Annotated in this window: 35 protein-coding genes; 34 read left to right on the top strand and 1 reads right to left on the bottom strand. The window is 65.0% G+C overall.

Annotation, left to right across the window (positions count from 1 at the left end):
- Positions 1-160: 160 nt before the first annotated feature.
- Together H4O10_RS07600 and H4O10_RS07605 are read left to right on the top strand one after the other, a co-directional pair.
- Positions 161-544 (top strand): hypothetical protein, encoded by a 384-nt coding sequence (locus tag H4O10_RS07600; protein WP_182680973.1) that lies wholly within the window; start codon positions 161-163, stop codon positions 542-544.
- Positions 545-714: 170 nt separating this feature from the next.
- The gene (locus H4O10_RS07605; RefSeq protein WP_182680974.1) at positions 715-924 is read left to right on the top strand and encodes a hypothetical protein; all 210 of its coding nucleotides are present in this window, start codon (positions 715-717) and stop codon (positions 922-924) included.
- Positions 925-1,014: 90 nt separating this feature from the next.
- On the opposite strand, the gene H4O10_RS07610 is transcribed toward H4O10_RS07605, so the two are convergent.
- Positions 1,015-1,713 (bottom strand): helix-turn-helix transcriptional regulator, encoded by a 699-nt coding sequence (locus H4O10_RS07610; protein WP_182680975.1) that lies wholly within the window; start codon positions 1,711-1,713, stop codon positions 1,015-1,017.
- 82 nt (positions 1,714-1,795) lie between these two features.
- Between H4O10_RS07610 and H4O10_RS07615 the strand changes: the two genes are divergently transcribed.
- From H4O10_RS07615 to H4O10_RS07770, 32 genes are all read left to right on the top strand, one after another.
- Entirely contained in the window at positions 1,796-2,275 is a 480-nt protein-coding gene (locus H4O10_RS07615; protein ID WP_182680976.1) for a YdaS family helix-turn-helix protein, read from the top strand.
- Positions 2,276-2,384: 109 nt separating this feature from the next.
- Positions 2,385-2,915: a phage regulatory CII family protein gene (locus tag H4O10_RS07620; RefSeq protein WP_182680977.1), complete on the top strand. Its 531-nt coding sequence runs from the start codon at positions 2,385-2,387 to the stop codon at positions 2,913-2,915.
- Entirely contained in the window at positions 2,912-3,223 is a 312-nt protein-coding gene (locus H4O10_RS07625) for a winged helix-turn-helix domain-containing protein (protein ID WP_182680978.1), read from the top strand. The genes H4O10_RS07620 and H4O10_RS07625 overlap by 4 nt, the downstream gene beginning before the upstream one ends.
- Before the next feature lies 1 nt (position 3,224).
- Positions 3,225-4,115: a helix-turn-helix domain-containing protein gene (locus H4O10_RS07630; RefSeq protein WP_182680979.1), complete on the top strand. Its 891-nt coding sequence runs from the start codon at positions 3,225-3,227 to the stop codon at positions 4,113-4,115.
- A complete protein-coding gene (locus H4O10_RS07635) occupies positions 4,105-4,767 on the top strand; it encodes a hypothetical protein (protein WP_182680980.1) in 663 nt (220 codons plus the stop codon). The genes H4O10_RS07630 and H4O10_RS07635 overlap by 11 nt, the downstream gene beginning before the upstream one ends.
- Complete coding sequence (locus H4O10_RS07640; protein WP_065200530.1) at positions 4,764-4,958, top strand: hypothetical protein; 195 nt, start codon at positions 4,764-4,766, stop codon at positions 4,956-4,958. Before H4O10_RS07635 ends, H4O10_RS07640 begins: the two co-directional genes overlap by 4 nt.
- Positions 4,958-5,323 (top strand): Ref family recombination enhancement nuclease, encoded by a 366-nt coding sequence (locus H4O10_RS07645; RefSeq protein ID WP_182680981.1) that lies wholly within the window; start codon positions 4,958-4,960, stop codon positions 5,321-5,323. Before H4O10_RS07640 ends, H4O10_RS07645 begins: the two co-directional genes overlap by 1 nt.
- Positions 5,320-5,523 (top strand): hypothetical protein, encoded by a 204-nt coding sequence (locus H4O10_RS07650; protein WP_182680982.1) that lies wholly within the window; start codon positions 5,320-5,322, stop codon positions 5,521-5,523. Before H4O10_RS07645 ends, H4O10_RS07650 begins: the two co-directional genes overlap by 4 nt.
- Complete coding sequence (locus H4O10_RS07655) at positions 5,520-5,876, top strand: Lar family restriction alleviation protein (RefSeq protein WP_182680983.1); 357 nt, start codon at positions 5,520-5,522, stop codon at positions 5,874-5,876. The genes H4O10_RS07650 and H4O10_RS07655 overlap by 4 nt, the downstream gene beginning before the upstream one ends.
- Positions 5,877-5,985: 109 nt before the next feature.
- Positions 5,986-6,696 (top strand): hypothetical protein, encoded by a 711-nt coding sequence (locus tag H4O10_RS07660; RefSeq protein WP_182680984.1) that lies wholly within the window; start codon positions 5,986-5,988, stop codon positions 6,694-6,696.
- Between the two features lie 189 nt (positions 6,697-6,885).
- Positions 6,886-7,083 (top strand): hypothetical protein, encoded by a 198-nt coding sequence (locus H4O10_RS07665; protein ID WP_032954460.1) that lies wholly within the window; start codon positions 6,886-6,888, stop codon positions 7,081-7,083.
- On the top strand, positions 7,080-7,544 hold the full coding sequence (locus H4O10_RS07670) for a lysozyme (RefSeq protein WP_182680985.1): 465 nt from the start codon (positions 7,080-7,082) through the stop codon (positions 7,542-7,544). The genes H4O10_RS07665 and H4O10_RS07670 overlap by 4 nt, the downstream gene beginning before the upstream one ends.
- Positions 7,541-8,017, top strand: a complete 477-nt coding sequence (locus H4O10_RS07675; protein ID WP_182680986.1) for a lysis system i-spanin subunit Rz — start codon at positions 7,541-7,543, stop codon at positions 8,015-8,017. The genes H4O10_RS07670 and H4O10_RS07675 overlap by 4 nt, the downstream gene beginning before the upstream one ends.
- Positions 8,014-8,358, top strand: a complete 345-nt coding sequence (locus H4O10_RS07680) for a DUF1064 domain-containing protein (RefSeq protein WP_182680987.1) — start codon at positions 8,014-8,016, stop codon at positions 8,356-8,358. Before H4O10_RS07675 ends, H4O10_RS07680 begins: the two co-directional genes overlap by 4 nt.
- Positions 8,359-8,520: 162 nt before the next feature.
- The gene (locus H4O10_RS07685; RefSeq protein ID WP_182680988.1) at positions 8,521-8,784 is read left to right on the top strand and encodes a hypothetical protein; all 264 of its coding nucleotides are present in this window, start codon (positions 8,521-8,523) and stop codon (positions 8,782-8,784) included.
- Positions 8,785-9,524: 740 nt separating this feature from the next.
- A complete protein-coding gene (locus H4O10_RS22260; RefSeq protein WP_021203799.1) occupies positions 9,525-9,695 on the top strand; it encodes a hypothetical protein in 171 nt (56 codons plus the stop codon).
- Complete coding sequence (locus tag H4O10_RS07695; RefSeq protein WP_237826720.1) at positions 9,628-11,535, top strand: terminase TerL endonuclease subunit; 1,908 nt, start codon at positions 9,628-9,630, stop codon at positions 11,533-11,535. Before H4O10_RS22260 ends, H4O10_RS07695 begins: the two co-directional genes overlap by 68 nt.
- Positions 11,532-12,791: a phage portal protein gene (locus tag H4O10_RS07700; protein WP_182680989.1), complete on the top strand. Its 1,260-nt coding sequence runs from the start codon at positions 11,532-11,534 to the stop codon at positions 12,789-12,791. Before H4O10_RS07695 ends, H4O10_RS07700 begins: the two co-directional genes overlap by 4 nt.
- On the top strand, positions 12,784-13,431 hold the full coding sequence (locus tag H4O10_RS07705; RefSeq protein ID WP_134945719.1) for an HK97 family phage prohead protease: 648 nt from the start codon (positions 12,784-12,786) through the stop codon (positions 13,429-13,431). Before H4O10_RS07700 ends, H4O10_RS07705 begins: the two co-directional genes overlap by 8 nt.
- Complete coding sequence (locus tag H4O10_RS07710; protein WP_182680990.1) at positions 13,428-14,639, top strand: phage major capsid protein; 1,212 nt, start codon at positions 13,428-13,430, stop codon at positions 14,637-14,639. The genes H4O10_RS07705 and H4O10_RS07710 overlap by 4 nt, the downstream gene beginning before the upstream one ends.
- Positions 14,640-14,704: 65 nt before the next feature.
- Complete coding sequence (locus tag H4O10_RS22165) at positions 14,705-15,184, top strand: hypothetical protein (RefSeq protein WP_220487009.1); 480 nt, start codon at positions 14,705-14,707, stop codon at positions 15,182-15,184.
- Positions 15,184-15,486: a head-tail connector protein gene (locus H4O10_RS07720; protein ID WP_060381232.1), complete on the top strand. Its 303-nt coding sequence runs from the start codon at positions 15,184-15,186 to the stop codon at positions 15,484-15,486. The genes H4O10_RS22165 and H4O10_RS07720 overlap by 1 nt, the downstream gene beginning before the upstream one ends.
- Positions 15,486-15,821, top strand: a complete 336-nt coding sequence (locus tag H4O10_RS07725) for a head-tail adaptor protein (protein ID WP_182680991.1) — start codon at positions 15,486-15,488, stop codon at positions 15,819-15,821. The genes H4O10_RS07720 and H4O10_RS07725 overlap by 1 nt, the downstream gene beginning before the upstream one ends.
- The gene (locus H4O10_RS07730; protein ID WP_182680992.1) at positions 15,814-16,317 is read left to right on the top strand and encodes an HK97-gp10 family putative phage morphogenesis protein; all 504 of its coding nucleotides are present in this window, start codon (positions 15,814-15,816) and stop codon (positions 16,315-16,317) included. The genes H4O10_RS07725 and H4O10_RS07730 overlap by 8 nt, the downstream gene beginning before the upstream one ends.
- Complete coding sequence (locus H4O10_RS07735; protein WP_049432445.1) at positions 16,314-16,676, top strand: DUF3168 domain-containing protein; 363 nt, start codon at positions 16,314-16,316, stop codon at positions 16,674-16,676. Before H4O10_RS07730 ends, H4O10_RS07735 begins: the two co-directional genes overlap by 4 nt.
- Before the next feature lie 78 nt (positions 16,677-16,754).
- Positions 16,755-17,228, top strand: coding sequence for a phage tail tube protein (locus H4O10_RS07740; RefSeq protein ID WP_182680993.1), 474 nt, complete (start codon positions 16,755-16,757; stop codon positions 17,226-17,228).
- A 125-nt stretch (positions 17,229-17,353) separates the two neighbouring features.
- The gene (locus tag H4O10_RS07745; RefSeq protein WP_053497214.1) at positions 17,354-17,728 is read left to right on the top strand and encodes a hypothetical protein; all 375 of its coding nucleotides are present in this window, start codon (positions 17,354-17,356) and stop codon (positions 17,726-17,728) included.
- Between the two features lie 56 nt (positions 17,729-17,784).
- On the top strand, positions 17,785-18,021 hold the full coding sequence (locus H4O10_RS07750; protein WP_237826717.1) for a hypothetical protein: 237 nt from the start codon (positions 17,785-17,787) through the stop codon (positions 18,019-18,021).
- Between the two features lie 2 nt (positions 18,022-18,023).
- Entirely contained in the window at positions 18,024-19,991 is a 1,968-nt protein-coding gene (locus H4O10_RS07755; RefSeq protein ID WP_259394414.1) for a hypothetical protein, read from the top strand.
- Positions 19,992-20,013: 22 nt separating this feature from the next.
- Complete coding sequence (locus H4O10_RS07760) at positions 20,014-20,757, top strand: hypothetical protein (RefSeq protein ID WP_182680995.1); 744 nt, start codon at positions 20,014-20,016, stop codon at positions 20,755-20,757.
- Between the two features lie 33 nt (positions 20,758-20,790).
- On the top strand, positions 20,791-21,120 hold the full coding sequence (locus H4O10_RS07765) for a hypothetical protein (protein ID WP_182680996.1): 330 nt from the start codon (positions 20,791-20,793) through the stop codon (positions 21,118-21,120).
- A gap of 57 nt (positions 21,121-21,177) precedes the next feature.
- A complete protein-coding gene (locus H4O10_RS07770; protein WP_182680997.1) occupies positions 21,178-25,767 on the top strand; it encodes a tape measure protein in 4,590 nt (1,529 codons plus the stop codon).
- Positions 25,768-25,773: the final 6 nt, after the last annotated feature.

Genomic DNA, 25,773 nt, shown 5'->3' on the forward strand with positions numbered 1-25,773 from the left:
AATTTTATGAATGGGGCTGCTTGGCCTGCCGACCACCCCTGCAAGTGATACGGCTGAGCCAGGCTGGGACACTGGACTGAAGTAGTAGGGATACTAATGACGTGGAGCAGAGTCGCGGCTATGATCCGCCTGCGCAGGAAGGGCTCACAGGGGAAAGGCAGTGGCACAGACGACCGTAAAGCACATTCAAAGCAACGCGTACACGAGCGCGATGGCTAGTGGCTTGATCATCAACGGGCCCAGCCCAGATGGGTTCATCCACGTTACTTTCTGGCGCGAAGGGATGCGCCTGACGGAGGAGCAATTTGAACAAGAACTCTTCCATCACGAAGGCGTTCAGGTTGCCAAGATGACGCCTCAGGGGAACACCGTGGAGCATTTCCGAGAAGACGTGTCCACGATGATCATTCCCGTCCCAAAGCTGAGCGAGTTTTGCGACGCGCTATGCAAAATGCGAGATGCTCTGGGCAAGGCCGAACAGGCCCGGGATTTGTTCATGGCCCAAGACCTTCACGTTGCAGCGGCTGATCCTGCGGCAAGCTGACCATGGCGGACATTGATAAGGCAGGTGGGTCGACATTTGTCGTTCAGCCGCCGGTCGCCGTCGTGTCGTCTTCTCCAGAGGGGCTGAGAACGGTAGTTGTTAGAGTAAGCCCGTCAGCCCCAACTCTGAAGACGTTGGAAACCCCTGTGTCGAGTTCGGGTCCGCAACCTATGACTGATTTTTCGAAGTTCGATGACCGGCTCCGCGCGGTCGAAATCGATGTTGCGACGATCAAGGAGCGCATCACTCATATGCCTACTACCGTGAAGATGTGGGTGGCGATAGCCTCCATCACGATTCCGGTGGGAGCGGCCGTTGTGGGAATCTTGAGTTGGGTTCTTCAGAACATGCTGGAGCCGCTACTGAAGACCGCGACGTAATCCCCTTTTGCCTCTATAGAAAAGCCCCGCCGAGCAGCGGGGCTTTCTTGTTGTCCCAAATTGGGACGGTAGTAGAAATTTTCTCGCTACTTAGAACTTTCTCAGGCCTGCATGGATCAGCGCCTTCCCCAGGATGCTCACGTCGCCCGGATCCGGGCGGTAGGCCGGGAAGTCAGTGTTGACGCTCACGACGTAGAGACCGTCGCCGCGCTTCTGCAGCATCTTGATCTGCGTCTCGCCACCGATGTTGATCAGGTAGTAGTCGTCGCCGTCGAAGTAGTCGCAGCTGGTGTCGATCCAGACAATGTCGCCGTCTTCGAGCTTAGGTTTCATCGACGGCCCGCGGCCGGTGATGATCTGGATCCTGCCTGGCTTGGGTAGGTAACCGAGCTTCCTGCGGACTTCCCATTCTGCGACCTCGATGGTCTTCACCACCTCTGGGTAGTCCTGGTTGACCATCCCTGCGCCCATTCCCGCACCCCCTTCGAACAAGTCGAAGCGAACATAGCCGGGTGGCGTCTCATTCTCCGGGATTGGTGAGACAGAAACCTCTCCGTCTTCACTCCACTGGGGCCGGTCCATCCAGCCGTGGTCCTTCCCCAATGCGATGCTGATCTTCTTGGCCACATCGTCGCCGATGTACTTCCCGCCGAGCAGCTGGGAGACGTAGGACGCAGACAAGAACCCGCCCAACTGGGCGCCTTGGTCCCGGCGTCCCTTGATCCCCTTCAGTTCAAGGGCCTCGATCAGGTGGCGAAAGTTGCGGCTGCGGATCTCTCGAATGTCCATCGCGGCAGGTTAGCTGGTAACTAATCGAATTCGTGCAGCTGTCAGCTTGCAATAAGCTGTTAGCTGTGGACTAATAGCTGCCATGAACATGTCAGCACTCGATAGAGCAGTTCAGTCGGCAGGGAGCCAGCAGGCTCTTGCTCAGCTTCTCGGCATCAAGCCGCCGTCGGTATCCGGCTGGTACGACCGCTGTCGCGTTCCCGCAGAACGTTGCATCGCAATCGAGCTGGCCACCGGCGTCTCCCGCCACCAGCTTCGCCCTGACGTCTTTGGGCCAGATCCTGCGGAATCCCAGACCGAGGCAGTCGCGCAGCTGCGCGCAGAAATCGATAGCCGTATGAGCAAGCGCGCGCTGCGCGCCAAGCTCGGTATGGATAGCGACAAGCACCTGGCCATCCTGCTGCAGCTGCCCGTGGAAGAGGTAGAGGCGTGGCCGGAAGAGGGCGTCCTGCCCGCGCTGCCGCAGATCCAGCGCCTGCTCGGTGTTGAGGCAGAGGCCGCTGCTGAGCCCGCGAACGAGGATCCCGACGCGAATCGCATCGCCCCGGTCGACACCGCTTGAAAGGCCGTCCCTGGCCGTCGTCCCTGACTTGTTGATCTCCATGGCGCCCATCGTGCGCCACCCGGGCCCAGCCCGAAACCTTGAAACACAGCCTTTCCCAAGGTGACCCATGACCTGCCGTACATCCGCACTCAACTGGCTCGACGTTCTCTACAACTCCGTGCGCAAGACGCCCGGTGGTGTCGTGGACGCGGCCGCATTCCTGGCCGACCGACGCGGCAAGTCCATGCACCCGGAAACGCTGCGCGCAAAGCTGCGCGGGCTGGAAGGTGAGTCTGTGACGATGGAAATCGCCGAACTGCTGACCGAGTGGATGCAGGAGAAGGCCGGCGGCAGCGATTACGCCCTGGACTGGATGCAGGCGCTGGCCGGGCAGTTCGGCATGGCGGTGGCCACCGTTCCGCCGCCGCCGGAGGGCGGCTGGTCGGACGAGATTGGCGCCATCCAGACGAAGCTGCTGGAGATCACGACGCGGGTGGGGCGCTTGTCCGGCACTGCAGTGGAGGCGATGGCCGACCGCCAGATCGACAGCGACGAAGCACGCCTGATGGTGGAAGAGGCCAACTCGCTGATCACGATGGCGCATCGCCTCATCCGCAACGTGTCGCGCGCTGCAGCGAAGGGGAGGGCGCGCCGATGAGCCATCTTGCTCGCTCCTCCGATCCGCACACCAGCCACGCCGCTGCTGCTGACCTTGTCGCCAGCGGCGCGTTGCGTGTCCAGCATGCCAAGACCGAAGCGGCGGTGATCCGCCACCCGGGCCAGAGCAGCCTGCACCTGTCGACGCTGACTGGCCTTGACCGCCACATGCTCGGCCGTCGCTTGCCGGAGCTGGCTCGAGAGGGCCGCATCTGGCGCGGCCCGTCGGCGCCGTGCGCTACGACCGGTAAGCCGGCCTGCACCTGGTGGCCGGTTGCCCCGGGCCAGAACATGCCGCTGGGGCTCTGACATGTCGACCATCATCATGTCGCAGTGCTGGCCGCTGCAGGGCCTGAGCGTCACGCAGAAGGCTGTGCTGATCTCGCTGGCTGATCAGGCCAACGACGACGGTGTGTGCTGGCCGGCGGTGGGCACCATCGCCGCGCGCTGCTGCATGTCGGCGCGCGCTGTGCGCACGGCAATGGATCATCTGGAGGCCGTTGGCCTGCTGACCCGTGACCGCCGGTTCAACAGCAGCACGGTCTACAAGGTTACCCCGGCCAACTTCGACAAGGCCGTTGCGCCGTCGAAGGCTGGCCGCAAGGCAGGAAAAGCTGGTACTGCACCGGGCGCAGGTGCTGCGCCCCATGCAGGGGGTGCGCCCGGTGCAGGAGGGGATGCGCCCCATGCAGGGGGGGATGCACCGGGCGCAGGTCTGGGGGTGCGCCCCGTGCCGCCTAACCGTCATATAACCCTCAATGAACCGTCAGGTGAACCGTCATTTCCGGCGGGCCTGCCGGCCGCGCCGCTGGCGGTGGATTCCGAGACCGACCTGCAGGCTGCGTGCCGTGCTACCTGGACGGCCTACGCCAGTGCCTACCGTGACCGCCACGGTGTGGCACCGGTGCGCAACGCGAAGGTCAACGCCAACGTCCGGCAGATCGTGCAGCGGCTCGGGCACAGCGAGGCGCCCTTGGTCGCCGCGTGGTTCCTGACGGTCAACGAGCGCTACGTGGTGCAGAACATGCACGACCTGGGCGCGCTGTTGGCGAAGTGCGAGGCATACCGCACGCAGTGGGCCACCGGCCGGCAGGTTACCGAAGAGGCCGCGCGGCAGACCGACAAGACGCAAACCAACCTGGGCGCCGCTGACGCGGCCAAGGCCCTGCTGGCACAGCGGAGGGCGGCACATGCTGGGTAATCAGGAGCAGGATCGGCTGGTCGATCTGCTGGTGGCCACCGCCGAGGTGATTGGCGACCAGCTCAGCCCGAACGCCGCGGCCTACATGGTTTCGGATCTGGCGCAGTACCCGCTGCCGATGCTGGAGCGCGCGCTGGCGTCGTGCCGCCGGGAGCTGAAGGCGCGGCTTTCGCTGGCGGCGATCCTCGAACGCATCGAGGACGGCCACCCGGCACCGAATGAGGCATGGGCCAACGCGATCCGTGCCGCCGACGAAGGTGCGACCGTGGTGTGGACGGAGCAGACCCGCGATGCGTGGGCGGCGGCGTTGCCGCTGGTGCAGGCGGGCGACAAGATCGCGGCCCGGCCGGCTTTCTTGGAGGTCTACACCCGGCTGGTGAAGGAAGCGCGCGCTGCACACCGCACGGCCGCGTACCAGCTGTCTCTGGGAGCCGATGTGTCGGGAAGGGATAGCGTGCTGCAGCAGGCCGTCGCCGCCGGCCAGCTGACGCACGAGCGGGTGGCGGAACACCTTGCACTGCCTCCGGCAACGCCCGCCTTCAACCCGGTGGCGCTGTTGGCTGGCACCGTTGAGGCCTCGCCGACCGCCAATGCCCGAACCCGTCAGCGCCTGGCAGAAATCGCGGAGCTGCTGGGAGACAAGGCGGCATGAGCCCCGATCACTTCAATGTCGAGGTGCGCCCGGTGAGCGAGCCGGTGGCCGAGGCAGGCTGGTATCTGGCCTACGGCTACGGGATCAAGCCGATGGTGGTCTACGCGACGCGCGGGATGACTGTCTGGCGCGACGGCATGCGGCGGATCCCGATCACCCGCTACGCCGGCCCGATCCCGGAGCTGCGCTGATGTGGTCGAAGGCACCGCGGCCGACGAAGGAAGAAGCGGCCCGGATCGAGCTGGCCAAGACGGGTCCGTGTATGGCCTGCCTGGTGCGTTACTCGCAAGGGCTGATGGCGCAGCGCTATGTGGTCTACGGCTGCGAGTACAACCACGCCAAATCGGGCGACCGGCGGCGCGGCCACTTCTTCGGCTACGCGCTGTGTCAGTGGCACCACCAGCGCCATTTGAGAGAGGGCATGACCGAGCAGCAGATGGTGGAGCGCTGGGGCCCGCCGTTGCATTACTCGAAGAAGTTCCACGAGGCGTTTGGGTCGGACGACGACCTGATCGCACAGCAGACCTACATCAACGAACTGAGGGCGGCAGCATGAAGAAGACGAAGGCCATGGCGCCGAAGATCAACCCCCAGCGTGCGCCCCGCGAGCGGCGGATGGACCACAACACGGTGTCCCGGCCCAAGCGAGCCAAGGCACGTGTGCTCGCCGATGGCCCGGCCGAGACGGTGGAGGAGTTCATGGCCCGTGGCGGCAAGGTCCAGCGCCTGACAGCCAGCTGGGAGCGCGCAGCATGACGGTCCTCGACCTGAAGCCATGCCCGTTCTGTGGTGGCTCGGCCAGCGTTAAAGCCTTCTCGCAGGAGCACTTTATCTACGGTGACGTTCCTTGGCGGAGGATCCATTGCCAGTGCATTTCCGCGTTGGAACAACTTGCTGAGGAATGTGAGGCAGACATTGTTGCGGCATGGAATCAACGCGCCCAGGTCGTAGAGAAATGGCTGCCCATCGCGGAAGCGCCGCAGGACGGGACGCGGCTGATGCTGTGGGACTCGGTGAGCAAGCGGCCGGTGTTCGGGAGCTGGCGGGGCGACAACCCCAAGATCACGCACTTTGCGGCCGAGCCGGCCGGCCCGGAGGTGCCTTCTTGACGGGCCACAACCGGGCAGAGAAAGAGGCCCTCAAAAGGCCCGCACTGAATGACCACGATGCGCGATCGCGCGCTGCACGAGCAAACCACCAAGGGGAAGGCGCATGGAAATGAGCAGGGCACGCGAGCTGCTGGCAAGCCGCATGGGGCCGAAAACGCAGCGGTTTGACGCATGCGGCGGCGGTGGACGCCCCGAGCTGACGACGCAGGACATTGCCGCCGCCATGGCGTACGTGCAGGACGGGCTCGGTCGGGAGCTGATGGAGGCGCTGTGGTGGCCTGAGAGCGCTTCTCGCCGCCGCGATCATCTGCGCAAAGCGGTAATCGGGCTGGTAGCCCCGGAGTTCATCCGGCAGATGCACGACCTCGCTACCGCACGAACGGAGTTCGGTATCGCCAAGGCGTGCATGGGGTGGGGTGGCAGCCAGGTAACGGATGCGCAGCGGCGCGAACTACAGAGGACCGAGAACGCGCTTGATGAGGCGCGCGCTGCAGCCTGGCCGAACAACACCATGGAGCAGCTTGGGGTACTGGCCGGCGCAGTGATTGCGGAAATGGCCAGCTGTGGCTGTTGCAAGACGTGCCAAGGCACGCGGGTTCAGGCCGCGCCGACGGGGAGCGGAGTCGTTGAGTGCGAAGCATGCGGCGGCATGGGGCTGGAGCAGCTCAGCGGCCGCAAGCGTGGGGCGGCGATCGGTGCCGACGACGCGGCGTATCGACGGTTCTGGCGTCCGGTGTACGAGTGGATGCTGGAGCGCATGCGAAGTGCGGAGCATGTTGCTGCCGAGCAGTTCTCCCGGGCACTGAATCGCGCTGCGTAGTGAGGACTTGCAGGGTCCGCAGATTGGCGGTCAAATTGACCACCATCCAAACGCAAGCCCCGGCCCAGCCGGGGCTTTTTCTTTGCCCGCGTCCCAGCCGGACAAACTCTCGTGCCCAGCCGGCGCTAGGGGCGGGCACCAATCAACCGGGAGGGGCATATGCCGAACCGGACGAGCTACGGGGCCACCATGAAGGACGAAATCATTGGCACTGCCGCTGGTGCTGTAGCGAAGGCTGCTCCACCGGTGACGGTAGCCGGCGCGGTCGCCGCAGGAGCGAACCTCGATCGCGTGGTGGTGGTCCTGACGATCATCTACCTGGTGGGTCAGATCAGCTATCTGGGCTGGCGCTGGGTTCGCGAATGGCGGCAGAGGGCGCGAGCATGAAGGCCAAGATCATCGGTAGCAGCGCCGCCGCAGTCATTGCTTTGGCCGCGGCCGCGCTGGTTAAGCCATGGGAAGGCTACTCGCCGACTCCCTACGTCGACATGGTCGGCGTAGCCACCTACTGCTACGGCGATACCAGCCGCCCGGAAAAGGCGGTCTACACCGAGCAGGAGTGCGCCGAGAGGTTGAACAGCCGGCTTGGGCAGTACCTGACCGGTATTCAGGCATGTATCCGCGTCCCACTACAGCCCCACGAGGCTGCGGCTCTGCTCAGCTGGACCTACAACGTGGGCGTAGGCGCTGCTTGCCGCTCAACACTGGTGGGGCGTATCAACGCTGGCCAGCCCGCCGCGAGCTGGTGCCCGGAGCTGGACCGCTGGGTGTACGCCGGTGGCAAGCGCGTGCAGGGCCTGGTGAACCGCCGGGCCGCTGAGCGCCGGATGTGTGAGGGCCGGCCGTGAAGCGCGTTGCCATCACAGTCGCCGCGTTCGTCCTGTGGTCCGGCGCCATGGTCGGAGTTGGCTGGGCCTGGCGCGGTGACCGGGCAGAGGGCAGAGAGGCCACCCAGCGCGCCGCCGGTGCCGAGGCAGCTGCAGCCCAGGTCAACCAGACCCGTGCCACCGAGCACGCTCAGGCCGAGACACTGGCCGCCATTGGAGCGAAGCATGAAGAAGACCGCGCTGCGGCCGAGACCGTCCCTGCTGCTGTTGTGGCTGACCTGCGCGCTGGTCGTCTCCAGTTGCGCGACGACCTCGCCACCTGCAATACCGCTCGCCTGTCCGAAGCGGTCGCCGGCGCCGTCGAACGTGACCAGGCAGCCCAACTACGAGCAGAGGTCGCGGGCGCTCTTGTTCAAATCGGACGAGACGCCGACGACCATGTCCGGGCCTGCCAGGCCGTGATCGCAGCTGACCGTCAACCGGTGACGCCATGAACCGGCGGCTGCTGGCACTGGGCCGGTTGAAGACCGGCGAGATGAACAAGACCGAGGCTGCGTATGCCGAGCGGCTGCGCGCGCTGCAGGCTGCGGGCGAGGTCCAATGGCACCGGTTCGAGGGCATGAAGCTGCGCCTGGCGGACAACACGTTCTACACCCCGGACTTTGCAGTCATGGCTGCCGACGGCGTCATGGAGTGCCACGAGGTGAAAGGGCACTGGCAGGACGACGCCCGGGCCAAGATCAAGATCGCAGCAGCCATGTACCCGTTCCGCTTCATTGCGGTGAAGGTCAGGCGCAAGCGCGACGGCGGTGGCTGGGAAGTGGAGGAGTTCTGATGCGGGCGACAGTGACTGCATCGGTCCGCTTGCGCTGGTGGTTGCGGTGGTATCTGGCTGCCGTGGTGTGGTTTGCCCGGGTCACGGGCATGGAGCCGGACTGGGAGCGGGTCGAGTGGTGGATACGCCGCGGCCTGGTACTGAGAACGACGAGGGTTGGTGATGGACGCTGCACGGATTGAAGAGGTTGCGCGCGCTGCTGCTGTCTCTGCCTTAGCGGGCCTGATTGAGGGCAGCACCGACAGCCGCATCGACCGACTGGTCGGGATCGTCGAGCAGCAGGGCAAGCAGATCGCCGAGCTGGCCATGCACGTGGGGCTGCTGGTGCAAGCGGTGGCGCAGCTGCTGGGCGAGGAGGCTGGCGCACCGGTGCAGGACGATGGTGCCGAGCCTGCGCGCGCCGACCTGGACGGGAAGCCGTACTGATGGCGGCGGGCCCGACCCAGCGCCGTGGCAGGACTCGGCAGACAGGCGGCAGCGCCTTCGCACACCTGTATGGCACCGCGCGCTGGCAACGCACGCGTAAGGCGCAGTTAGAGCGCGAACCGCTGTGCTGCAGGTGCAAGGCAAGAGGCCATGTCACCGTCGCCACCGTGTGCAACCACACGAACGGACACCCCGCCGGTGAAACGGAGGAGATGTTCTGGACTGGTCCCTTCGACAGCCAGTGCGCCAACTGCCATAGCAGCGACCAGGCCCGACTCGAGCGAGGCGCCGCGCAGGTCCGTGGGTGTGACACCGACGGTTGGCCGATCGGTCACTGACGGTTCCACGGTTCATCGTTCCACGCCAACGGGGTAGGGGGGGCGAATTTATGGCGTTGGCCGGCTCCTAGACCGTGCGCCCCCCTAAATTCGCGTATCCACAATTCACGGGACGACCCTCGAACGGGCGCTCCCAGTTAAGAAATCCCGCATTTTCCCGAGGAATTCATGCCAAGGCCCCGATTGCCCGTCGCAAAGGCTGCGACAAGCGGCGCCGCCATCAAGAATCCCGGCCGGCACGCTGGCCGGAAGAAGCCGGCGGGCACACGAAGCTTGGGCGAGCCGTACAAGGCCATGACTGCGGCGGAGAAGCGGGCGTGGAAGGAATTCGCGACGGAAATGCCCTGGCTCAACGCAAGCCACCGAGTACTGCTCCGCCTTGCCTGCCTCTGGACGGCCCGGATGGATGACCCGAAAGCCGAGTTCGGCGTGTCAGCAACCCAGGCGCTCAGCTCGATTCTTTCGAAGCTGGGCGCCACACCTGTGGATGAATCGAAGGTCTCGCATGGCGGTGACGAAGAAGACCAGGGCGAAGAATTCTTCGGTGGCCCCAGCTCCGGCCGACCGCACTAAGGCGTATGCGCTGGATGTGGTGGCTGGCCGGATAGTTGCCGGCCCTCATGTCCGAAACGCCTGCCGGCGCCACCTGCAGGATCTGATCGAAGGCCCCGAACGGGGCCTTTACTTTGACCACGGGGCTGCCGAGTACGCGTTCCGCTACTTCGAGAACGTCCTGATGCTCTCCGAGGGTCAGTTCGAGGGCCGGAAGTTCGAGCTGCACCCTTCGCAGGCGTTCATCATCGGCTCGCTCTTTGGCTGGAAGGGCGCAGACGGGCTTCGCAGGTTCCGCCGCGCGTACATCGAGCAGGGGAAGGGCAACGGCAAAAGCCCACTGGCCGGTGGGCTCGGCCTGCTGGGGATGACGGCTGCAGGCGAGGCTGGCGCACAGATCTACTCGGCGGCGGCGAAGAAGGACCAGGCTGGCATCCTGTTCGCCGACGCGGTGAAGATGGTTAAGAAGTCGCCGCTCCTGGCCAAGCGCATCGAGTTCGCTGGCGGTGAGGGGCGGGAGTTCAGCATGGCGCACCACGCCAGCGCGAGCTTCTTCCGGCCGGTGTCGCGCGATACGGGCCGTACCGGCTCCGGTCCTCGACCGTTCTTCGTGCTGGTCGATGAGGTGCACGAGCTTCCCGACCGGCGAATCATCGAAATGCTGGAGCGCGGCTTCAAGTTCCGCCGCGAGCCGCTGCTCTTCATGATCACAAACTCCGGCAGCGACCGGACCTCGGTGTGTTGGGAGGAGCACGAGCATGCCGTCAAGGTCGCCGCCGGCCATACCGAGGCGGTGAACGATCCGACCTTCGTCGGCGGCGTTATCGATGACCGCACCTTCAGCTACGTGTGCAGCCTGGACGACGGCGACGACCCGCTTGAGGACCCCAGCTGCTGGGCAAAGGCCAATCCCCTGCTGGGGGTAACTATCACCGAGCAGTACCTGGCGGACGTGGTGGCGCAAGCCAAAGCGATCCCCGGGTCACTGAACGGCATTCTTCGTCTGCACTTCTGCGTGTGGACCGATGCGGAGACCGCCTGGATGACGCGCCCAACGCTGGAACCGGCGCTGGCCGACTTCGACCCGCGCATGCATGAGGGGCGCAAGGTCTACCTGGGCCTCGACCTGTCGCAGGTTCGCGATATCACCGCGATGGCTGCGGTCGTGGAAACCGGCACTGTACCGGTGGAGGTGGAGGTCGAGGGCGAGAAGCTGATCATCGAGAAGCCGACGTTCGACGCCTGGATCGAGGCTTGGACGCCCGGCGACACGTTGGATCAACGGCAACTGCAGGACAAGCTGCCCTATCGCACGTGGGTCAACGGTGGACACCTGCACGCGCCACAAGGGCAGGCCATCAACTTCCGGCACGTGGCCCAGGTTATGGCCGAGTACGACAGCCGCTATGACGTGCAGCTGGTCGCGTACGACCGCTACGCGTTCCGCCGCTTCGAAGAGGAGGTCAACGACATTGGCCTATCTGTGACCTTCGCGGAGCACCCGCAGGGCGGTTGCAAAAAGGGCAAGCCACTGGAAGCGGCGGTGGAAGCCGCCGAGCAGTCGGGGCAGCCCGTACCTGAAGGCATGTGGATGCCCGGATCGCTGCGCCTGCTGGAAGAGGCGCTGCTGGAGGGTCGCCTGCGCCTGCGCCGCAACCCCGTTCTGGTGTCCGCAATCATGTCCGCCGTCATCGAATCGGACCGCTGGGGCAACAGCTGGCTGTCGAAGGCCAGGTCGGCAAACAAGATCGACGCGGCGGTGGCCCTTTGCATGGCCATCGGCGCGGCACACGCCATGCCACCGGATGCCGGCGGCATAGACGACTACCTGGAAAACGGCTTCTTTGGACTGATCGGATGACTACCTTTCGCTGGTACAACCCGCTGAGCTGGCGGTTCTTCGGATACGACGACCCTGCCACCGGCAACTACGTGGAGGTCGACCTGTCCACCGGTGGCCGAGGCACCAAGGCGGGCGTCCGGGTGACGCCCAAGAAGGCGCTGACGGTCAGCATCGTCTGGTCGTGCGTGAAGGTGCTGTCCGAGTCCGCCGCGGGGCTGCCTTGGAAGCTGTATGAGGACGCGGGCGGCCTCCGCCAGCTGGTCAGGGGGAGCAGCCCGCAGAGGCGCCGTCTGCTTCGCCTGCTGAGCAAGCCGAATCCGTTCATCAAGTGGCTGGACCTGATCAAGGCGGTCGTGGTGAACATGGCGCTGCGCGGCAATGCCTTCGCCATCATCCAACGTGACGACGACGGTGGATGGATCGGCCTGATTCCCGTGCCGGTGGATAGCGTCCGCATCGACACCGACGACGGCCTGATCTACTGGGCGACGATCAACGGCAGCGAAACGCCGGTCTCGCCGCAGAACATGCTGCACTTCAAGCTGTTCAGCCCAGATGGCATCACTGGCCTGTCGCCAGTCGAGTATCAAGCCGAAACCATCGGCCTCGCGCGCGCTGCGCAGGACTGGTCCGCCCGGTTCATGCGCAAGGGTGGCTTCACCGGTGGATACATCATTTATCCCGGCTTCCTGACCAAGGAGCAGCAGGCGCAAATCAAGGCGAAGCTGCCGGATATCCGCCAGGGCGATGTGGACGACCTCGGCAAGATGGCAATCCTGCAGGGCGGGCCGACGATCACGCCGGCGGGCCTAACCCAGAAAGACAGCCAATTCATCGAATCGCAGCAGTTTCAGGAGGAGGCGCTCGCCGGCATCTGGGGCGTTCCGCTGTACCTGACCAACCGCGCTCGCTCCACGTCCGTACTGGGCTCCAATTTGGAGCAGCAAACCAGCGGCTTCGTCACCTTTGGCCTGAAGCCTTACCTCGACGCGATCGAGAGCGAGATCAACGACAAGCTGTTCGCTGATGGCGACATGTTTGTGGAGGCTGTCGTGGAGGGCCTCCTGCGGGCCGACAGCGGCGCCCGTTCTACCTACTACAAGACGGCCCTAGGCGGCTCCGGCGGCTCTGGCTGGATGACGATCAACGAGGTTCGGGTGAAGGAGAACCTGCCTGTGCTGGAAGGCGAGCAATACAACCAGGTCACACGGTGGACCAGCAACAAGCCCGATTCCAGTAACGACGACCCAACGGGAGATCCCGCCAATGCTTAGCAAGTATTCCTGCCCGTTCGAGGTAAAGGCGGCAGACGATGCCGGCAACTTCGAGGGCTATGCCTCGGTGTTCAACAACGTGGATCTCGGCGAGGACCTGATCCTCCCGGGTGCCTTCGTCAAGGTGAAGACGACTCGGACTGGCCGACTGCGCCTGGCGCTGTACCACAACCTGACCCGGCTGATCGGCGATGCCGAGTTCAAACAGGACGGCAACGGCCTGCACTTGAAGGGCAAGGTCAACCTCAACGTCAGCTACGCCAAGGACGCCTACGAGCTGATGAAGGCCGGCACCCTGGACGAAATGTCAGTCGGCTTCAACACGTTGGAGGACGCGATCGAGAACCGCGAGGGGCGGCGGGTGCGCGTCATCAAGAAGGCCGAACTGTGGGAGGCATCGGTCGTTCCATTTGGCATGAACCCGGAAGCACAGGTGATGAGCGTCAAGTCCGACGTTCGCGCTTTCGAATCGGCCCTGCGCGAACGCATGGGGCTGTCCCAGAAAGAGGCGGCGGCCGTCGCCTCGCTCGGCTTTCCCGCGATCCACCGTGACGGTGGCATTGGGGACACGGAGACCGTGAAGCAGCTGAAGCAACTCGGCACATCCATCGAATCCATTTTCAAAGGTATGAACCAATGAGCGAGAACATCAGTGATATCCGCGAGGGCCTAGAAAAGCAGCTGAAGGACGGCTTCGCCGGCCTGCAGAAGAAGTACGACAGCGCCTCGGCCGAGATCGAAAAGGGCAACCAGGTCACCACTGACCTGAAGAAGCAGATCCAGTCCGCCACCGACGAGATCCAGAAGGTCGTCGACAAGGTCCTGAAGCTGGAAGAAAAGGGCATCGGCCTGGGCAACCAGCCCGGCACGAAGAAAGGCTTCATCGACTTCATCAAGGGCAACGACGAATACAAGGCGTTGCAGGGCCGTGAGAAGTCGGCCGCCGAGATCGAGGTCAAGAAGGACGATCTGGCGTCCATGCAGGAGACCAAGGCGGTCACCAGCGCAGGCATCGTCGTGCCGAACTTCGATCCGACGATCCAGCCGGGCATCCGCCAGGAACTGCGCATTCGCGACCTGATCCCGTCGATCTCCGTCACCGGCCAGAGCTACACCTACTTCCGCGAGAAGCTGCACACCCGCGGCGCCGGCCCGGTCGGCGAAGGCGGGGCCAAGCCGCAGAGCAACGTTACCTTCGAGCAGAAGACCGACCTGGTGAAGAAGCTGGCGGTCTGGATCCCGGTCACCGACGAAACGCTGGACGACGTGCCGCAGATGTACGGCTACCTGCAGCAGCTGCTGCGCTACGACCTGAAGCTGGAAGAAGAAGTCCAGATCCTGAAGGGCGACGGTCTGGGCAACAACCTGCCCGGCCTGATGACTGACGCCACGCTGTTCGATGACGCCCTTTCGAAGGCGAGCGACACCTCGATCGACACTGTCCGCCGCGCCATCTACCAGGTGCGCAAGCAGTCGAAGCTGTCGGCCGACGCCACGGTGATGACCGAGCTGGACTGGATGAACATCGAGCTGGAGAAGGACAGCCAGAACCGCTACCTGTTCGCCAACCTGCAGGGCTTCGTTACCCCGATCCTGTGGGGCCGGCCGGTGGTCGCGTCGGACAGCATGGACGAAGGCGACGGCACCACCACCGGTGGCGAGTTCCTGGTCGCCAACTTCCAGCGCGGCGCCACCATCTACGACCGCATGAGCTTCCTGTTCAAGGTCGGCCTGATCAACGACGACTTCGTGAAGAACCAGCGCGTGTTGCTGGTGGAAGAGCGCCTGGGTCTGGCTAAGCGCCGCGTCGAGGCATTCGTGAAGGGCCGCTTCAAGCCGCAGGCGTGATAGCGAGCTGATCCCGAACGAGGCCGGCGGCGCGCCGGCCTCTCTCTTCTATACGGAGCAGGAACATGAAGATCAAAGCCGAATGGGGCTTCCGCGGCGACGCCCCGAAGCTCAACGCCGAGACCGCCGATGTGAAGGCTGGCGACGTGTTCGACGGCGTGGATCCGGAATACGGACACGCGCTGGTCGGCAAGGGCCTGGTGGTACAGGTCCACGAAGGTGCCGCACCCCAGGAGACGAAGCCGGCCAAGCCCAGCGAACTGAAGGCGGGCGAGGGCGACGGTGTGGACGGAACTACCAGCACCGACGCAGTCCCAAGCACAGCCGCACCGGTGGTCGATGGTGCTGCGTCCGGTGAAGCTGTCACGGCCGGCGCTGTTGCCGACGCCGCCGCAGGGAGCCCGGCAACCGATCAGGTCGGCGCTGATGAAAGGGCGCTCCTGATCCAGCAGCTGGAGGCCGCTGGCGTCGAGTTCGATCGCCGCTGGGGCGCTGCTCGTCTGGCGGCGGTGTTGGCCGAAGCCCAGAACAAGGATCCCGAGTAATGGCAATCACCCTCGACCTCGCGCTTGTGCGCGAGCAGTGCCGCGTTGTCGATGAGATCAGCGATGCGCTCCTGCAGACGTACGTCGACGCGGCCCTCGTGCACGTGGAGATGCACTGCGATCGCCGCCTGGTTGAGGGTGAGCCGTCCGGCGAAGAAGAGATGGTGCTCACGGCGGATGTGCACCAGGCGGTTCTGTTGATGGTCGGCAGCTGGGCGGAGAACCGGAGTGCCCTGGGTGAGCTGACCTCGGAGATTGCCCTCGGGGTGTCACGACTTCTTTGGTACAGGAAGCGCTTCTGATGGCTACTTCAGCAGGCCAGCGCCGGCACCTGATCCGCTTCGAGCGCGCAGTCGACGTCCGCGATCCGCTTGGTGGGCCGCCCAAGAAGGAATGGCAGCTCGTCGCCGCGGCGTGGGCAAAGAAGACGAACCAACTTAGCGCGACGGCCGAGGCGGTCGCCGCAGGGGCGGAGCGATACCGCGAGCAGGTCCGGTGGGACATGCTCCCGCGACATGTCGAGCCCACTTGGCGCATTGTCGAGCGGGGCAAGCCTTATGCGATCAAGAGCATTGCACCGAGCAACGACGGTAGTGAGATGGCGATCATCGCCGTAGCGGGGTTGGGCAATGGCTGAGCAAGTGTCAATTCAAGGGCTGGATGGCCTGTTGCGCTCGCTGCGGGAGGCTCCCAAGGCCATCCAGGGCAGGGCAGTCCAGGCCGGCATGCGCAAGGGCGGCAATGTCATCCGGGACGACGCCAGACGCCGGGCGCCGAAAGCAACGGGCTTCATGGCGTCTCAGATCGTCACCCGCCGGGCCAACTCCAAGAGCAGACAGCGCGCAGGTGTAGGCCGAAGCGGCGAGTACTTCACTGTAGGCGTTAAGACGGGGCGCCGCCGCAAGTACGCCAACACCAAGCGCAATCAACGGCGTGGGCGGACCGGTAGAACCTATGTCGATAGAGGCTGGGCCTACTACTGGCGGTTCGTCGAGTTCGGCACCAAGAACATGCGGGCGTCCCCGTTCCTCACGCCAGCAGGCGAGGCCAAGGGACCGGAAGCGGCCCAAGTGGTCATCGATGAGACCTGGGCGGCGCTCGACAAGCAGCTGAAAAAGGATGGCTGGCGATGATGGTTCCTTTGATCCAATCCCTTCTCGAAAGCGATGCGGTCGTTCGGCAAGTGCTCGGCGACCCTGTCCGACTGTTCCTGGGTAGCGCGCCTCAGAACACGCCGCTCCCCTACGCGACTTGGGAGGTGGTCAACGGCTCGCCAACCGCGATGCTGTCCGAACCGTCGCCGGCTGACGGCTGGCGGGTCCGAATGACCGTATGGGGCGAGGTCCTCAGCCAAGCCAACGCCGTTGGCGTTGCTATCCGCGACGTGGTGGAGCGCGTGGGCGGCATCGAGTCGTACAACCCTAGCCCCGACAGCGACGGCACGGATTCGGTGGGCATTTCATTCGACGTGCGGCTCCTGCAGCTGCGCTGATCTACACAACGGCAACCCGCTGGCCCCGCAAGGGGCCTTTTTCATGCCCGGCGACGGGCGCAATACAAGGAAATCCCTATGGGACAGGTAATCAAGTCGAAGCACTCCCAGCTGTTCGTCGCCACCGGCGCGGCCGAGGTCATCAAGGTGACCCGCCTGCGTTCGGTCGGCTTCCCCGATGGCCAGGCATCGGAGATCGATATCTCCGACTACGACGACGACTGGGACCAGTTCGTCGCCGGCCGCAAGCAGACCGGCAGCACCAGCATCGAGATCATCTACGACAGCGTCGACCACGAGAAGCTGGAAGAGCTGCATGAGACCGGTGCCGTCGTGAACTGGCTGGTGACCGCGCCGCTGTCGGAAACCGAAGGCGTGGCCAAGCCGACGGCCGTTGCCGGCAAGATCACCCCGCCGGACACCGTGCTGTCCAAGCAGTTCGACGGCTTCGTGCAGAACTTCGCAGTGACCAGCCAGGACAACGACGTCTGGAAGGCGACCATCACCATCCGCGGCTCCGGCGCCGTCACCACGCACCGCCCGACGCCGTAAGGCTGCGGGAACGGCGCACACCCAGGCCCGCTCCGGCGGGCCATCTCTCTGACAGGGCGCGCGGATCCTCCGCGTGTTAGCCGTGCGGGGCCCGCGCGCCCTGTCGCCATTCAAGGAAACGGCCAATGAGCAAGACCAGCGAAACCACCCAAACCCAGCCGCAGCAGCCCGTGAGCATCCTGCAGTCGTTCACCAACCTGGGCATGTTCGCCTCCAAGGACGTTCGCGCCGACACGATCACCTTGCCCAACGGTGCCAAGGCACAGTTCCATGTGCGCGAGCTGCCGGACGCGGAGTTCCGCAAGCTGTGGGGCGAAGGCGATCGCGCCAAGCTGATCGCAGCGACCATCTGCGACGAGGACGGTAAGCCCGTCATGAACGTGGAGCAGGCCGCCCAGCTCAAGCCCTTGGTGGCCGCTGAGCTGCAGCGCGTGGCCATGAAGCATTCCGGCTTCGGCGAGGATGCTGCCCAAGCCCAGGCTGACGCGGGAAACGGCTAAGGCAGCGCGGCGAGGACTGGTTCTGGAAGGTCCTCGCCGGCCACCTGCATCGCACGGTGCCGGAGCTGCAGGCGAGCATGTCGCGTCGGGAGTTCCTGGAATGGTGGGAGTTCCACAAGCGGAACCCCATCGACCCTGTGAGCCTGTACATCAAGCCCGCTGCCTTCGCCGCGTATATAACCGCCTCGCACAGCCAGGGCGGGACAAAGCGCTCCTTTCAGCACTACCTCGACGCTCTCGTGCCACGGTCCGATGAGGACGAGGCGCAGGATTGGTTCGATGGACTGGGATGACCATGACCGACACTTTCGGGCGGTTCGCCGCCACGCCCATTGGTCCGTTGCTCGCTGCGCGAGATGGCGGGCTTACCCTGGCCACCACCGGCGCCACCACGTTGGCGAGCCACGCGCGCTCCGACTTCGGCCTTGATGCCGGGACGGTGGGCGTGGAGTTTGCGGTGTGGGGCGATGACGCCCTTGCAGCCCTCGTAGGCTTCGCCACGGGCCCGACAGCGCTGAACAAGGCGCTGGGTGCGGATCTCGCCAGCATCGGCTGGGACCTCGCCGCCGGGCGCCTGCTGCAGGCTGGAGGAGCGATCGGCACTGGCCTGCCGGCGGTGACCCACGGCGATATTGTCGGGCTGCAGGTCGTGTTCTCGACCCCTCGCCAGCTGCGGCTCTACCTCAACGGCGCGCAGATCCTGGTGCGCGAGCTGCAGCTGTCTGGGCCGCTGTTCTTCGCCGCGTCACTGGCCGCAACCAAGGCGGGCGGGCTGTGCCTCGCGGTCAACGCAGGGCAGTGGGGGCCGCGAAGCGAGGCGGCGGCGGCTGGCTGGCGGTTGCCCGCTGCATCCGTCAGCCCGACCCGGCTGGCCGACGTGGACTGGCTGTCTGCGCCCGGCGATAGCCCGGCGAACGTTCGCTATGAGGGGTTGGTGGCCGAGGGCGTCAACCTGATCCAGGAGCTGGCGTTCTGGCCGTGGGGCGGTGACCCGGTGTCCCAGGCCGCGGCCGCCGAGTGCGTCGTGGTCGATGCGGAAGGTTTGCTGGACGGGATGGCGGGCACTGGTGCCTCTGGCAGCTCGGTGCAGGTCCTGCTGGCGCCCAAAAACGGGATGCGGGCCGACGCGGTCCCGGCCTTCCGTTGCGCGATCGAGCAGATCGAGATCAACGACGACGGCACCAAGACGCTGCACCTGCGTGATGCGCACGACTATCTGGATGAAACCATCAACCAGGGTGTGTTCCTGCCAAATGTGGCGTCACTGGCATGGAAGCCGCAGCCGGTAGTGATTGGGGCAGTGGCCAGCGTCCCGGCAATGGGCGCCAACTCGGATGCGACTTCAATGTTCGTGGCCGACAGCCGGGTCTACATCGATGCGGTGATGGATCGCGGTGACCTGATGGAGGACGGCACCTACAGCGAGGCTCCGGACGGGCAGCAGCTGCTGTTGAAGTCCCCCCCCGTGACGCCGGTTGTCGTGGACGCATCGAGCATCGGACCGAGCATGATGCCGGCGCGGTTGGAACAGGCGGTGGGTGATGTGATGGCCCGGTTGGGCCGAGCGGCGTGGTCGGCCAGCGACTGTGCGGATATCGACCACGCCACGGGGTATATGGGCATCGGCTACTACGCAGGAACAGCCATGACCGGTCGCGCTGCGCTGAATGCGCTACTACCCAGCTACGGCGCCGGCTGCTATCAGGATCCATCTGGGGTGCTGCGCTTCGTCCGCGTGACCGCGCCCGAGGATCATGCCGGCGCGGTCGCCTTCGATCTGTCGGAGGATGATCTGGCCGCTGACCTGGTCATGGTGCCCGATGATGCTCCGAACCTGACTCGACGCATGGCCTACCGACCCAACGGCCAAGCGCTGGGCGCGTCAGACCTGGTCACCGACGTTGTCGATGTGCCGCAGTCCAGGCGCGACGAACTGACCGGCCTTTACCGGGGGCAGGTGTATGGCGCTGGTCCGCTGCACGCCCACTACCAGCGGGCAGAGGCTGCTGACCCGGTCATCTCAGTGTTCTGGCATGCGGCCGACGCGCAGCAGGAGATTGATCGCGTCCTCGGCCTGTACCGGGTGCAGCGCCACTTCTACCAGCTGGCGGTGCGTGGTGATCAGGACCTGGCGCCACTGCCGGGACAGATTGGCCGGCTCACCTACGGACGATATGGCCTTGAAGACGGCAAGCCGGTGCTGGTGCGCCGTGTTGAGCGCAACCCTGCCACGGGGGACGTGGTACTGACGGTGTGGGGATGATGACGTGTTGATTGGATATGGCATGCCGGCAGTCGCGACGGTGACCCTCACCGGTGGCACGTGGCTCAGTGCGGACCAGGGCTCGGCGCTCTTCGACGGGAAGCCGGGCCGCGCGTCGCGGATCCGGCGAACTGGCTCGCTGGCGATCACGATCACCCTGGCCGACGCTGTGTTCCCGGGGATCATTGCGATTCTCGGCCTCAACATTCCGCCCGGTGTGCAGGTCAGCGCCGCCGGCGCGACCGGGACCACCGTGCGCCTGCCAGACGGCAGTGTCTGCGCCTGGCTGTTCCCGCAGGCCAGCGCCTTGGTATCGACGGTGTCCGTCGAGATCGACACAACTGCCACGAACGTCGACGTGGGCGAGATCGCGATCTTTCGGGCAGTCGAGGTGGGTATCAGCGACGGTTGGGCGGTGGCCACAACCGACACCAGCGTGCACACCCGCACCAAGGGCGGCCAGGTCAACACGGTTCCCGGGCCTCTGTACCGCCGGCTCACCTGCACCTTGTCCGGCCGGGCGACAGCTGCCGTGCGCGGCGGTGGGCTGGGCGGGACCGATTGGGAGACGGTGGCGGCTGCGATCGCGGGACGCCGGCGCTCTTGCGTTGTGCCGCAGTACCGGGACATGGTCAGCAAGGCGTTCGACCCGTTACTGGCGGCGCGGTCGGCGCTCTACGGCTACCCGACACAGCTGCCATCGGCGGAGAACATCAGCCGGCAGTACTTCAAGGGGTACATGGAATTTGAGGAAATCCCGACGTAGCTGGCATGATCCCCGCAGATATCGGGAGGTTCTATGAAGCATCTAATCAGGTTGGCGCCGGTGCTGCTGCTCTCGCTTGCAGCTGGCTGTTCGACGGCACAGGACGATGGAGCCAAGCGCGGGTTGCTGAACTGCATGAGCGCGATTCAAGCGGCGTCAGCGGACCCCAGCCGCACCAAGGTGCCGTACGTAAAGGACATGGGATCCGCCAACGAACACTATTTCGCCTGGCCCGCCGGGGCCGGGCTGGTCCTTTCCGAAACAGGCGGTTCCACGAAGCCTGCATCCGCGTCGTGTGTCACGAACGCTGAGGGAACCGTGACACATATGACCATCAACGGGTCGGAAATCCCGATTCCGTAGAACATCTTTCCATCAGCCCCAAGCCCGCCATGTGCGGGCTTTTTTTTTGGAAGCGCGATGAGCCTCTACACCCTTACCGTCGACCTGCTGCTGAAGTCGGGATCGTTCGAGCGCGACAGCGGGAAGGCCGCGCGCGTCGTGCAGCGCGACATGGCTACGATCCAATCGTCTATGTCAGACGCCGCACGCCGCGGCGCCGATGAGGTCGCGGCCGGATTTCGTCGGGTAGCGACTGAGGCGGTGGGTCTTACATCAGCCTTGGTGGCCGTAAAAGCCGCAATTGGCAAGGCCGACGAATGGACGAACCTCAACAACAGGCTGCGACTGGTCACGCAGGGCCAGGCGCAGTTCGCTGCCGCGCAGGCTGACGTGATCCGGATTGCCGGCGCAGCGCGACAGCCTCTGGGTGCGACTGCGGAGCTGTACCAGCGAATCGCGATGAACCAGGAGGCCCTCGGTCTGTCTGGGAGAGACTTGGCACGCGTTGTCGAGACCATCAGCAAAACGATGGTGATCAGCGGCACGTCCGCGGCGGGTGCCGATGCCGCCCTCGTGCAGTTGGGTCAGGCGTTTGCCTCTGGCACCCTTCGAGGTGAAGAGCTGAACTCGGTACTCGAGCAGGCGCCAGCCCTGGCACAGGCCATCGCCAAGGGCCTGAACGTACCGATCGGGAAACTGCGTGAACTGGGCGCCGCGGGCAAGTTGTCGTCACAGCAGGTGATCAACGCGTTGCAGAGCCAGGCTGGCGCTGTGGACGAGGCGTTCGGCAAGATGGATTCCACCGTTGGGCAGGCAATGACGCTGTTCAACAACAACCTGCAGGTCATGATTGGCCGTGCCGACGAGGCTACCGGCGCATCCAAGGCGCTTGCAGCCGGCATCGGTGCCCTCGGCAGCAATCTGGAGATGGTAGCTGTCGCCGGAGCCGCAGTCGCATCTGGACCGCTGCTGAAAGCCCTACTGGCGCGGGTCGCTGCGGCCAACGCTGGTATGGCGGCAGATCGGGCCGCAGCGGCTCAGAACTTGGCCGCTGCGCAGCAGCTCGAGCTGCGGACCCGTGCCGCAATGCTCGATGCGGAGGCGGAGGTGCGCCGCACGGCTGCGATCGGCGGTAGCGTGTCCGTGAGCAGCAAAGCCGCTGCAGCGACCCTTGAGCATCGACAGGCCACGCTGCTGCTGGCTCAGGCGCAAACGCAGGCTGCAGCGGCCAACGCCGGCTGGCTTGCGCGTGCTGGATCAGCGACGCTTGCCATGCTGGGAGGCCCGGCGGGCATTGTGACCATGTTGGCCACTGCCGCCGCGGGCTGGTTGATCTTCCGCGACAACACGAAGATTGCGTCGGCTGCGCTGATCGATTTTGGTGGTGCGGCTGACACTGCCATCGAGAAGTTCAAGACCCTCAACGCCCAGATGCAGGCCGGCGAGATCCTTCGACTGCAGAAGGAGATCGACGAGAACTACCGGACCATCACCAGCTCGATTACGGAGATGGTCGCTGCGGCGACGAACTTTGCCACAGCGAGCCAGGCTTCAGAGTTCATCCAGGAGACGCAGCGGCTGGATGCCGCATTTAAGGCCGGCAAGATTGGCGCCGATGAGTTCTCCAATGGTCTGGAGGCGGCATGGCGAGCAATGATCGCTGGCTCGCCAGCTGCTGCCACCGTGGCCAAGAGCCTCACGGAAGAGACCGCTGCCGCGGCGACTGCTGGCAGGGAGGTCGATCGTAAGCGTGCGATCCTCGACGCCTTCACAGGCAGCAGTACTCAGGCGAAGAGCGCAACTGACGCCCTGTCGGGTTCGTTCAACGTTCTGGGAGACTCGGCAGGCGCGGCTGGCAAGCGCATCGCGTCGGCAATGCAGTCGCTGCCGGGCCAGCTCGCCCGCGTGGGCAAAAGTGCTGCCGAAATTGCAAAGCTGGACGTGAATGACTGGTTCAAGGAGGCCCAAGCCAGCGGCGTCGACTTCTCCAAGCGCGATGACCCCAAGGTCAAGCAGTACATCGAGCAGGGCGCACAGTACATCCGGCTCCAGACGGAGCTGGCCGCTGCGCAGAAGAACTTCACGGAGTCGCGCAAGGCGTCGGCAGCCGCTGAGCGCGCAGGCGCCAAGGATCGCAAGGCAGACGCGGAAGCGATCAAGCGCTACAACGAGCAGGCTGCAATGGCCGCGGCAACGATGGCCGGGTCACTGGCCGAGGCCACCGAGCGACAGAAGCAGCTCGAGGACAAGCTGAAGGAGGCGCTGAAGGAAGGGCGCATCGAGCGGGCCGCGTACAACACGCTGATCCTGGAGTCGCAGAAGGCGTTGGAGCAGTCCAGCGCGGAGATCAAGAAGGCCCTAGCCAGCCCCGAGGCGCTCCTTGCGACGATGGATGCCGAGGTCGCCATGCTGGGCAAGGTCGGCCGTGCGCGTGAGCTGTCGCGGCGCGAGATGATGAACGAGCGCGACATGCGGCAGGAGCTGCAAAAGGCGGTGGAGGCCGCTGGCGGCAAGGAGGCGCTGGCGCTGTCCAAGGGGGCGGCGAGCTACGAGCAGTACGAGCAGTCCATGCTTGGCGCCGCCCGGGCATCGGCCGATCTGTCGCTGCGTGCGGAGGAGGCTGCTGCCAACGTTGAGGCGTGGGCCGGCGTGGTTATCAACGGCGTGGGCGATGCCGCCGACGCCATGGCCGACTTCGTTGCCGGCGGCATGCGGGACTTCGACAACCTGTGGGACGACCTGAAGGATGCCGCCATGCGCGGGCTGCGTGACCTGGCGCGTGAGTTCCTGCAGCAGAAGATCGTGATCCCGATCCAGACGCAGATCCTCAACGGGATGAACGGGCAGGGCGGTGGCTTGAACCTGCAGAGTCTGATGGGGTTGTTCGGCGGCAATGGCTCTGCGGCCGGCGGCCAGAACGTGAGCACGGTGGCCGGGCTGCTTTCCAAGGGCCAGGGACTGTTCGGGTTCGGCCGTTCCGCCGGGGCCGCAGCCGGAACCCTGACAGGCTTCGGCGACGTGACCAGCATGGCCGGGATGACCGGTTCCAGCTTCTCCGGGTTGATCGGGGGTGGCAGTGCAGGAGCCGGCGCAGGTGCGGCGGGTGCAGGCGCTGCTGGCTCGGCAGCGGCGGCGGTCCCCATCATCGGCTGGATTGTCGCCGGCATGATGAAGAACGCCCAGTTGTTCGACCAGGGCTGGAACATCGCCAATGGTGAGAGCTGGGCCGGCAAAATCGCCACCGCCGGGGCTGTCGGCTTGGCCGACAAGGGATTCCGCGCCTTGGGCTTCAACGACAAAGTCGCGTCGATCCTGTCCGGCTCCAGCATCCACGCGAAGCTGTTCGGTCGGCAGGCTCCCAAGGTCACCGGGCAGGGCATCACGGGCAGCTATGGCTTCGGCGGATTCGATGGTCAGAGCTATGCCGATATCAAGGCCAAGGGCGGTCTGTTCCGCAGCGACAAGAAGTGGACGCAGTTCGGCGCGCTGGACCCCGGCATCGATCGCACGTTCGATATGGCCGCGCGCCAGGTCCGGGGTGCTGCAACCGATCTGGCCAAGCAGCTGGGTGTGGATCTGACCCAGAAGCTCGGCAGCGTGAAGGTGGACCTGGGGAAGCTCCAGTTGTCGGCCGACTCCACTGAGGCCAAGGCGCAGCTGGAGGCATACCTCAGCGACATGACCAATCGGTTGTACACCGAGGCGGTCAAGGCGGCAGGGTTCGGTGGCCAACTCGACGGCTACTTCGAATCGGCGGACGTCTTCACCGCGCTCAGTGCGTCGATCGCGCTGGCCGTTGGCAACGCCGATGAGTTGGGCCGGGCGCTCAATGGCCTGGAGGTCGACAAGGTCAACAAGGCGGTCGACTACTTCCAGGATCTAGCCGCCGTCGCCGGCACGGACCTGGCCACCCAGGTGCAGAAGGTGACCGGGCTGCTCGGGAACTACGCCAGCCTCATGGCCGACGTGAGCACTCAGCTGATGACGGCCAACCTGACGCAGTACCAGTCGCAGGCACTGTCGATCGAGCGCACGTATCGGCAGCAGGTGAAGTCGGCCAACGACTATGCCAAGGCGCTCGGCTTGTCTGGCGCTCGGGCGGAGGACCTGGCCAAGATCGAGGCGCTGCGTGCCACCAACATGGGCAAGCTGCAGGCGCAGATCGACAAGGACAAGAAGGCCATGCAGTACGGCCTGTCGATCAGTGACCTGTCGCCGCTGACGGACCAGGAGAAGCTGGGCGAAGCGATGAAGGAGCTGGAGCGGGCGGTGTCCGGTGGCGACACCAGCGCCGCGCAGGCGGCCGCTCAGGCCGCACTGGGCTTCGGACGGAACCTGTACGCCAGCGGGCAGGACTACAACAGCCTGTATGGCCGGGTCACCGGCCTCATCGATGGCATGAAGGTCGGAGATCTCAATCAGCCTGACGGAACCAGCATGGGTGCGCTGGCCGACGCCATCGAGGCGTTGCCGGACAACTTCAGCCGGGCCGTGTTCGACCTGGTCGTGAACAACGACGCTCAGACGCAAACCACCGCCGCCATACAGCAGAGCAACGCTCTGCTCGCCGAACAGAACCAGCTGCTCCGCCAGCTCGTGTCTACCACTACCCAGGGCGTACGCAACGCCAGCAGTTCAGCGCTGCGCGAAGCACTCAACGCGAGGTAATCAGCA

The organism is Stenotrophomonas sp. I18B00994, from assembly GCF_014145825.1.
GTDB classification, from domain to species: domain Bacteria; phylum Pseudomonadota; class Gammaproteobacteria; order Xanthomonadales; family Xanthomonadaceae; genus Stenotrophomonas; species Stenotrophomonas maltophilia.

Coding starts and splice junctions, on each gene's coding strand:
- H4O10_RS07770 (WP_182680997.1), top strand. CDS start 21,178: ATGAGCCTCTACACCCTTACCGTCGACCTGCTGCTGAAGTCGGGATCG.
- H4O10_RS07695 (WP_237826720.1), top strand. CDS start 9,628: ATGGCGGTGACGAAGAAGACCAGGGCGAAGAATTCTTCGGTGGCCCCA.
- H4O10_RS07665 (WP_032954460.1), top strand. CDS start 6,886: ATGAAGGACGAAATCATTGGCACTGCCGCTGGTGCTGTAGCGAAGGCT.
- H4O10_RS07710 (WP_182680990.1), top strand. CDS start 13,428: ATGAGCGAGAACATCAGTGATATCCGCGAGGGCCTAGAAAAGCAGCTG.
- H4O10_RS07660 (WP_182680984.1), top strand. CDS start 5,986: ATGAGCAGGGCACGCGAGCTGCTGGCAAGCCGCATGGGGCCGAAAACG.
- H4O10_RS07765 (WP_182680996.1), top strand. CDS start 20,791: ATGAAGCATCTAATCAGGTTGGCGCCGGTGCTGCTGCTCTCGCTTGCA.
- H4O10_RS07640 (WP_065200530.1), top strand. CDS start 4,764: ATGAGCCCCGATCACTTCAATGTCGAGGTGCGCCCGGTGAGCGAGCCG.
- H4O10_RS07745 (WP_053497214.1), top strand. CDS start 17,354: ATGAGCAAGACCAGCGAAACCACCCAAACCCAGCCGCAGCAGCCCGTG.
- H4O10_RS07635 (WP_182680980.1), top strand. CDS start 4,105: ATGCTGGGTAATCAGGAGCAGGATCGGCTGGTCGATCTGCTGGTGGCC.
- H4O10_RS07605 (WP_182680974.1), top strand. CDS start 715: ATGACTGATTTTTCGAAGTTCGATGACCGGCTCCGCGCGGTCGAAATC.
- H4O10_RS22165 (WP_220487009.1), top strand. CDS start 14,705: ATGAAGATCAAAGCCGAATGGGGCTTCCGCGGCGACGCCCCGAAGCTC.
- H4O10_RS07705 (WP_134945719.1), top strand. CDS start 12,784: ATGCTTAGCAAGTATTCCTGCCCGTTCGAGGTAAAGGCGGCAGACGAT.
- H4O10_RS07735 (WP_049432445.1), top strand. CDS start 16,314: ATGATGGTTCCTTTGATCCAATCCCTTCTCGAAAGCGATGCGGTCGTT.
- H4O10_RS07620 (WP_182680977.1), top strand. CDS start 2,385: ATGACCTGCCGTACATCCGCACTCAACTGGCTCGACGTTCTCTACAAC.
- H4O10_RS07630 (WP_182680979.1), top strand. CDS start 3,225: ATGTCGACCATCATCATGTCGCAGTGCTGGCCGCTGCAGGGCCTGAGC.
- H4O10_RS07700 (WP_182680989.1), top strand. CDS start 11,532: ATGACTACCTTTCGCTGGTACAACCCGCTGAGCTGGCGGTTCTTCGGA.
- H4O10_RS07670 (WP_182680985.1), top strand. CDS start 7,080: ATGAAGGCCAAGATCATCGGTAGCAGCGCCGCCGCAGTCATTGCTTTG.
- H4O10_RS22260 (WP_021203799.1), top strand. CDS start 9,525: ATGGATGACCCGAAAGCCGAGTTCGGCGTGTCAGCAACCCAGGCGCTC.
- H4O10_RS07685 (WP_182680988.1), top strand. CDS start 8,521: ATGGACGCTGCACGGATTGAAGAGGTTGCGCGCGCTGCTGCTGTCTCT.
- H4O10_RS07680 (WP_182680987.1), top strand. CDS start 8,014: ATGAACCGGCGGCTGCTGGCACTGGGCCGGTTGAAGACCGGCGAGATG.
- H4O10_RS07610 (WP_182680975.1), bottom strand. CDS start 1,713: ATGGACATTCGAGAGATCCGCAGCCGCAACTTTCGCCACCTGATCGAG.
- H4O10_RS07625 (WP_182680978.1), top strand. CDS start 2,912: ATGAGCCATCTTGCTCGCTCCTCCGATCCGCACACCAGCCACGCCGCT.
- H4O10_RS07760 (WP_182680995.1), top strand. CDS start 20,014: ATGCCGGCAGTCGCGACGGTGACCCTCACCGGTGGCACGTGGCTCAGT.
- H4O10_RS07725 (WP_182680991.1), top strand. CDS start 15,486: ATGGCTACTTCAGCAGGCCAGCGCCGGCACCTGATCCGCTTCGAGCGC.
- H4O10_RS07655 (WP_182680983.1), top strand. CDS start 5,520: ATGACGGTCCTCGACCTGAAGCCATGCCCGTTCTGTGGTGGCTCGGCC.
- H4O10_RS07730 (WP_182680992.1), top strand. CDS start 15,814: ATGGCTGAGCAAGTGTCAATTCAAGGGCTGGATGGCCTGTTGCGCTCG.
- H4O10_RS07755 (WP_259394414.1), top strand. CDS start 18,024: ATGACCGACACTTTCGGGCGGTTCGCCGCCACGCCCATTGGTCCGTTG.
- H4O10_RS07645 (WP_182680981.1), top strand. CDS start 4,958: ATGTGGTCGAAGGCACCGCGGCCGACGAAGGAAGAAGCGGCCCGGATC.
- H4O10_RS07615 (WP_182680976.1), top strand. CDS start 1,796: ATGAACATGTCAGCACTCGATAGAGCAGTTCAGTCGGCAGGGAGCCAG.
- H4O10_RS07650 (WP_182680982.1), top strand. CDS start 5,320: ATGAAGAAGACGAAGGCCATGGCGCCGAAGATCAACCCCCAGCGTGCG.
- H4O10_RS07720 (WP_060381232.1), top strand. CDS start 15,184: ATGGCAATCACCCTCGACCTCGCGCTTGTGCGCGAGCAGTGCCGCGTT.
- H4O10_RS07740 (WP_182680993.1), top strand. CDS start 16,755: ATGGGACAGGTAATCAAGTCGAAGCACTCCCAGCTGTTCGTCGCCACC.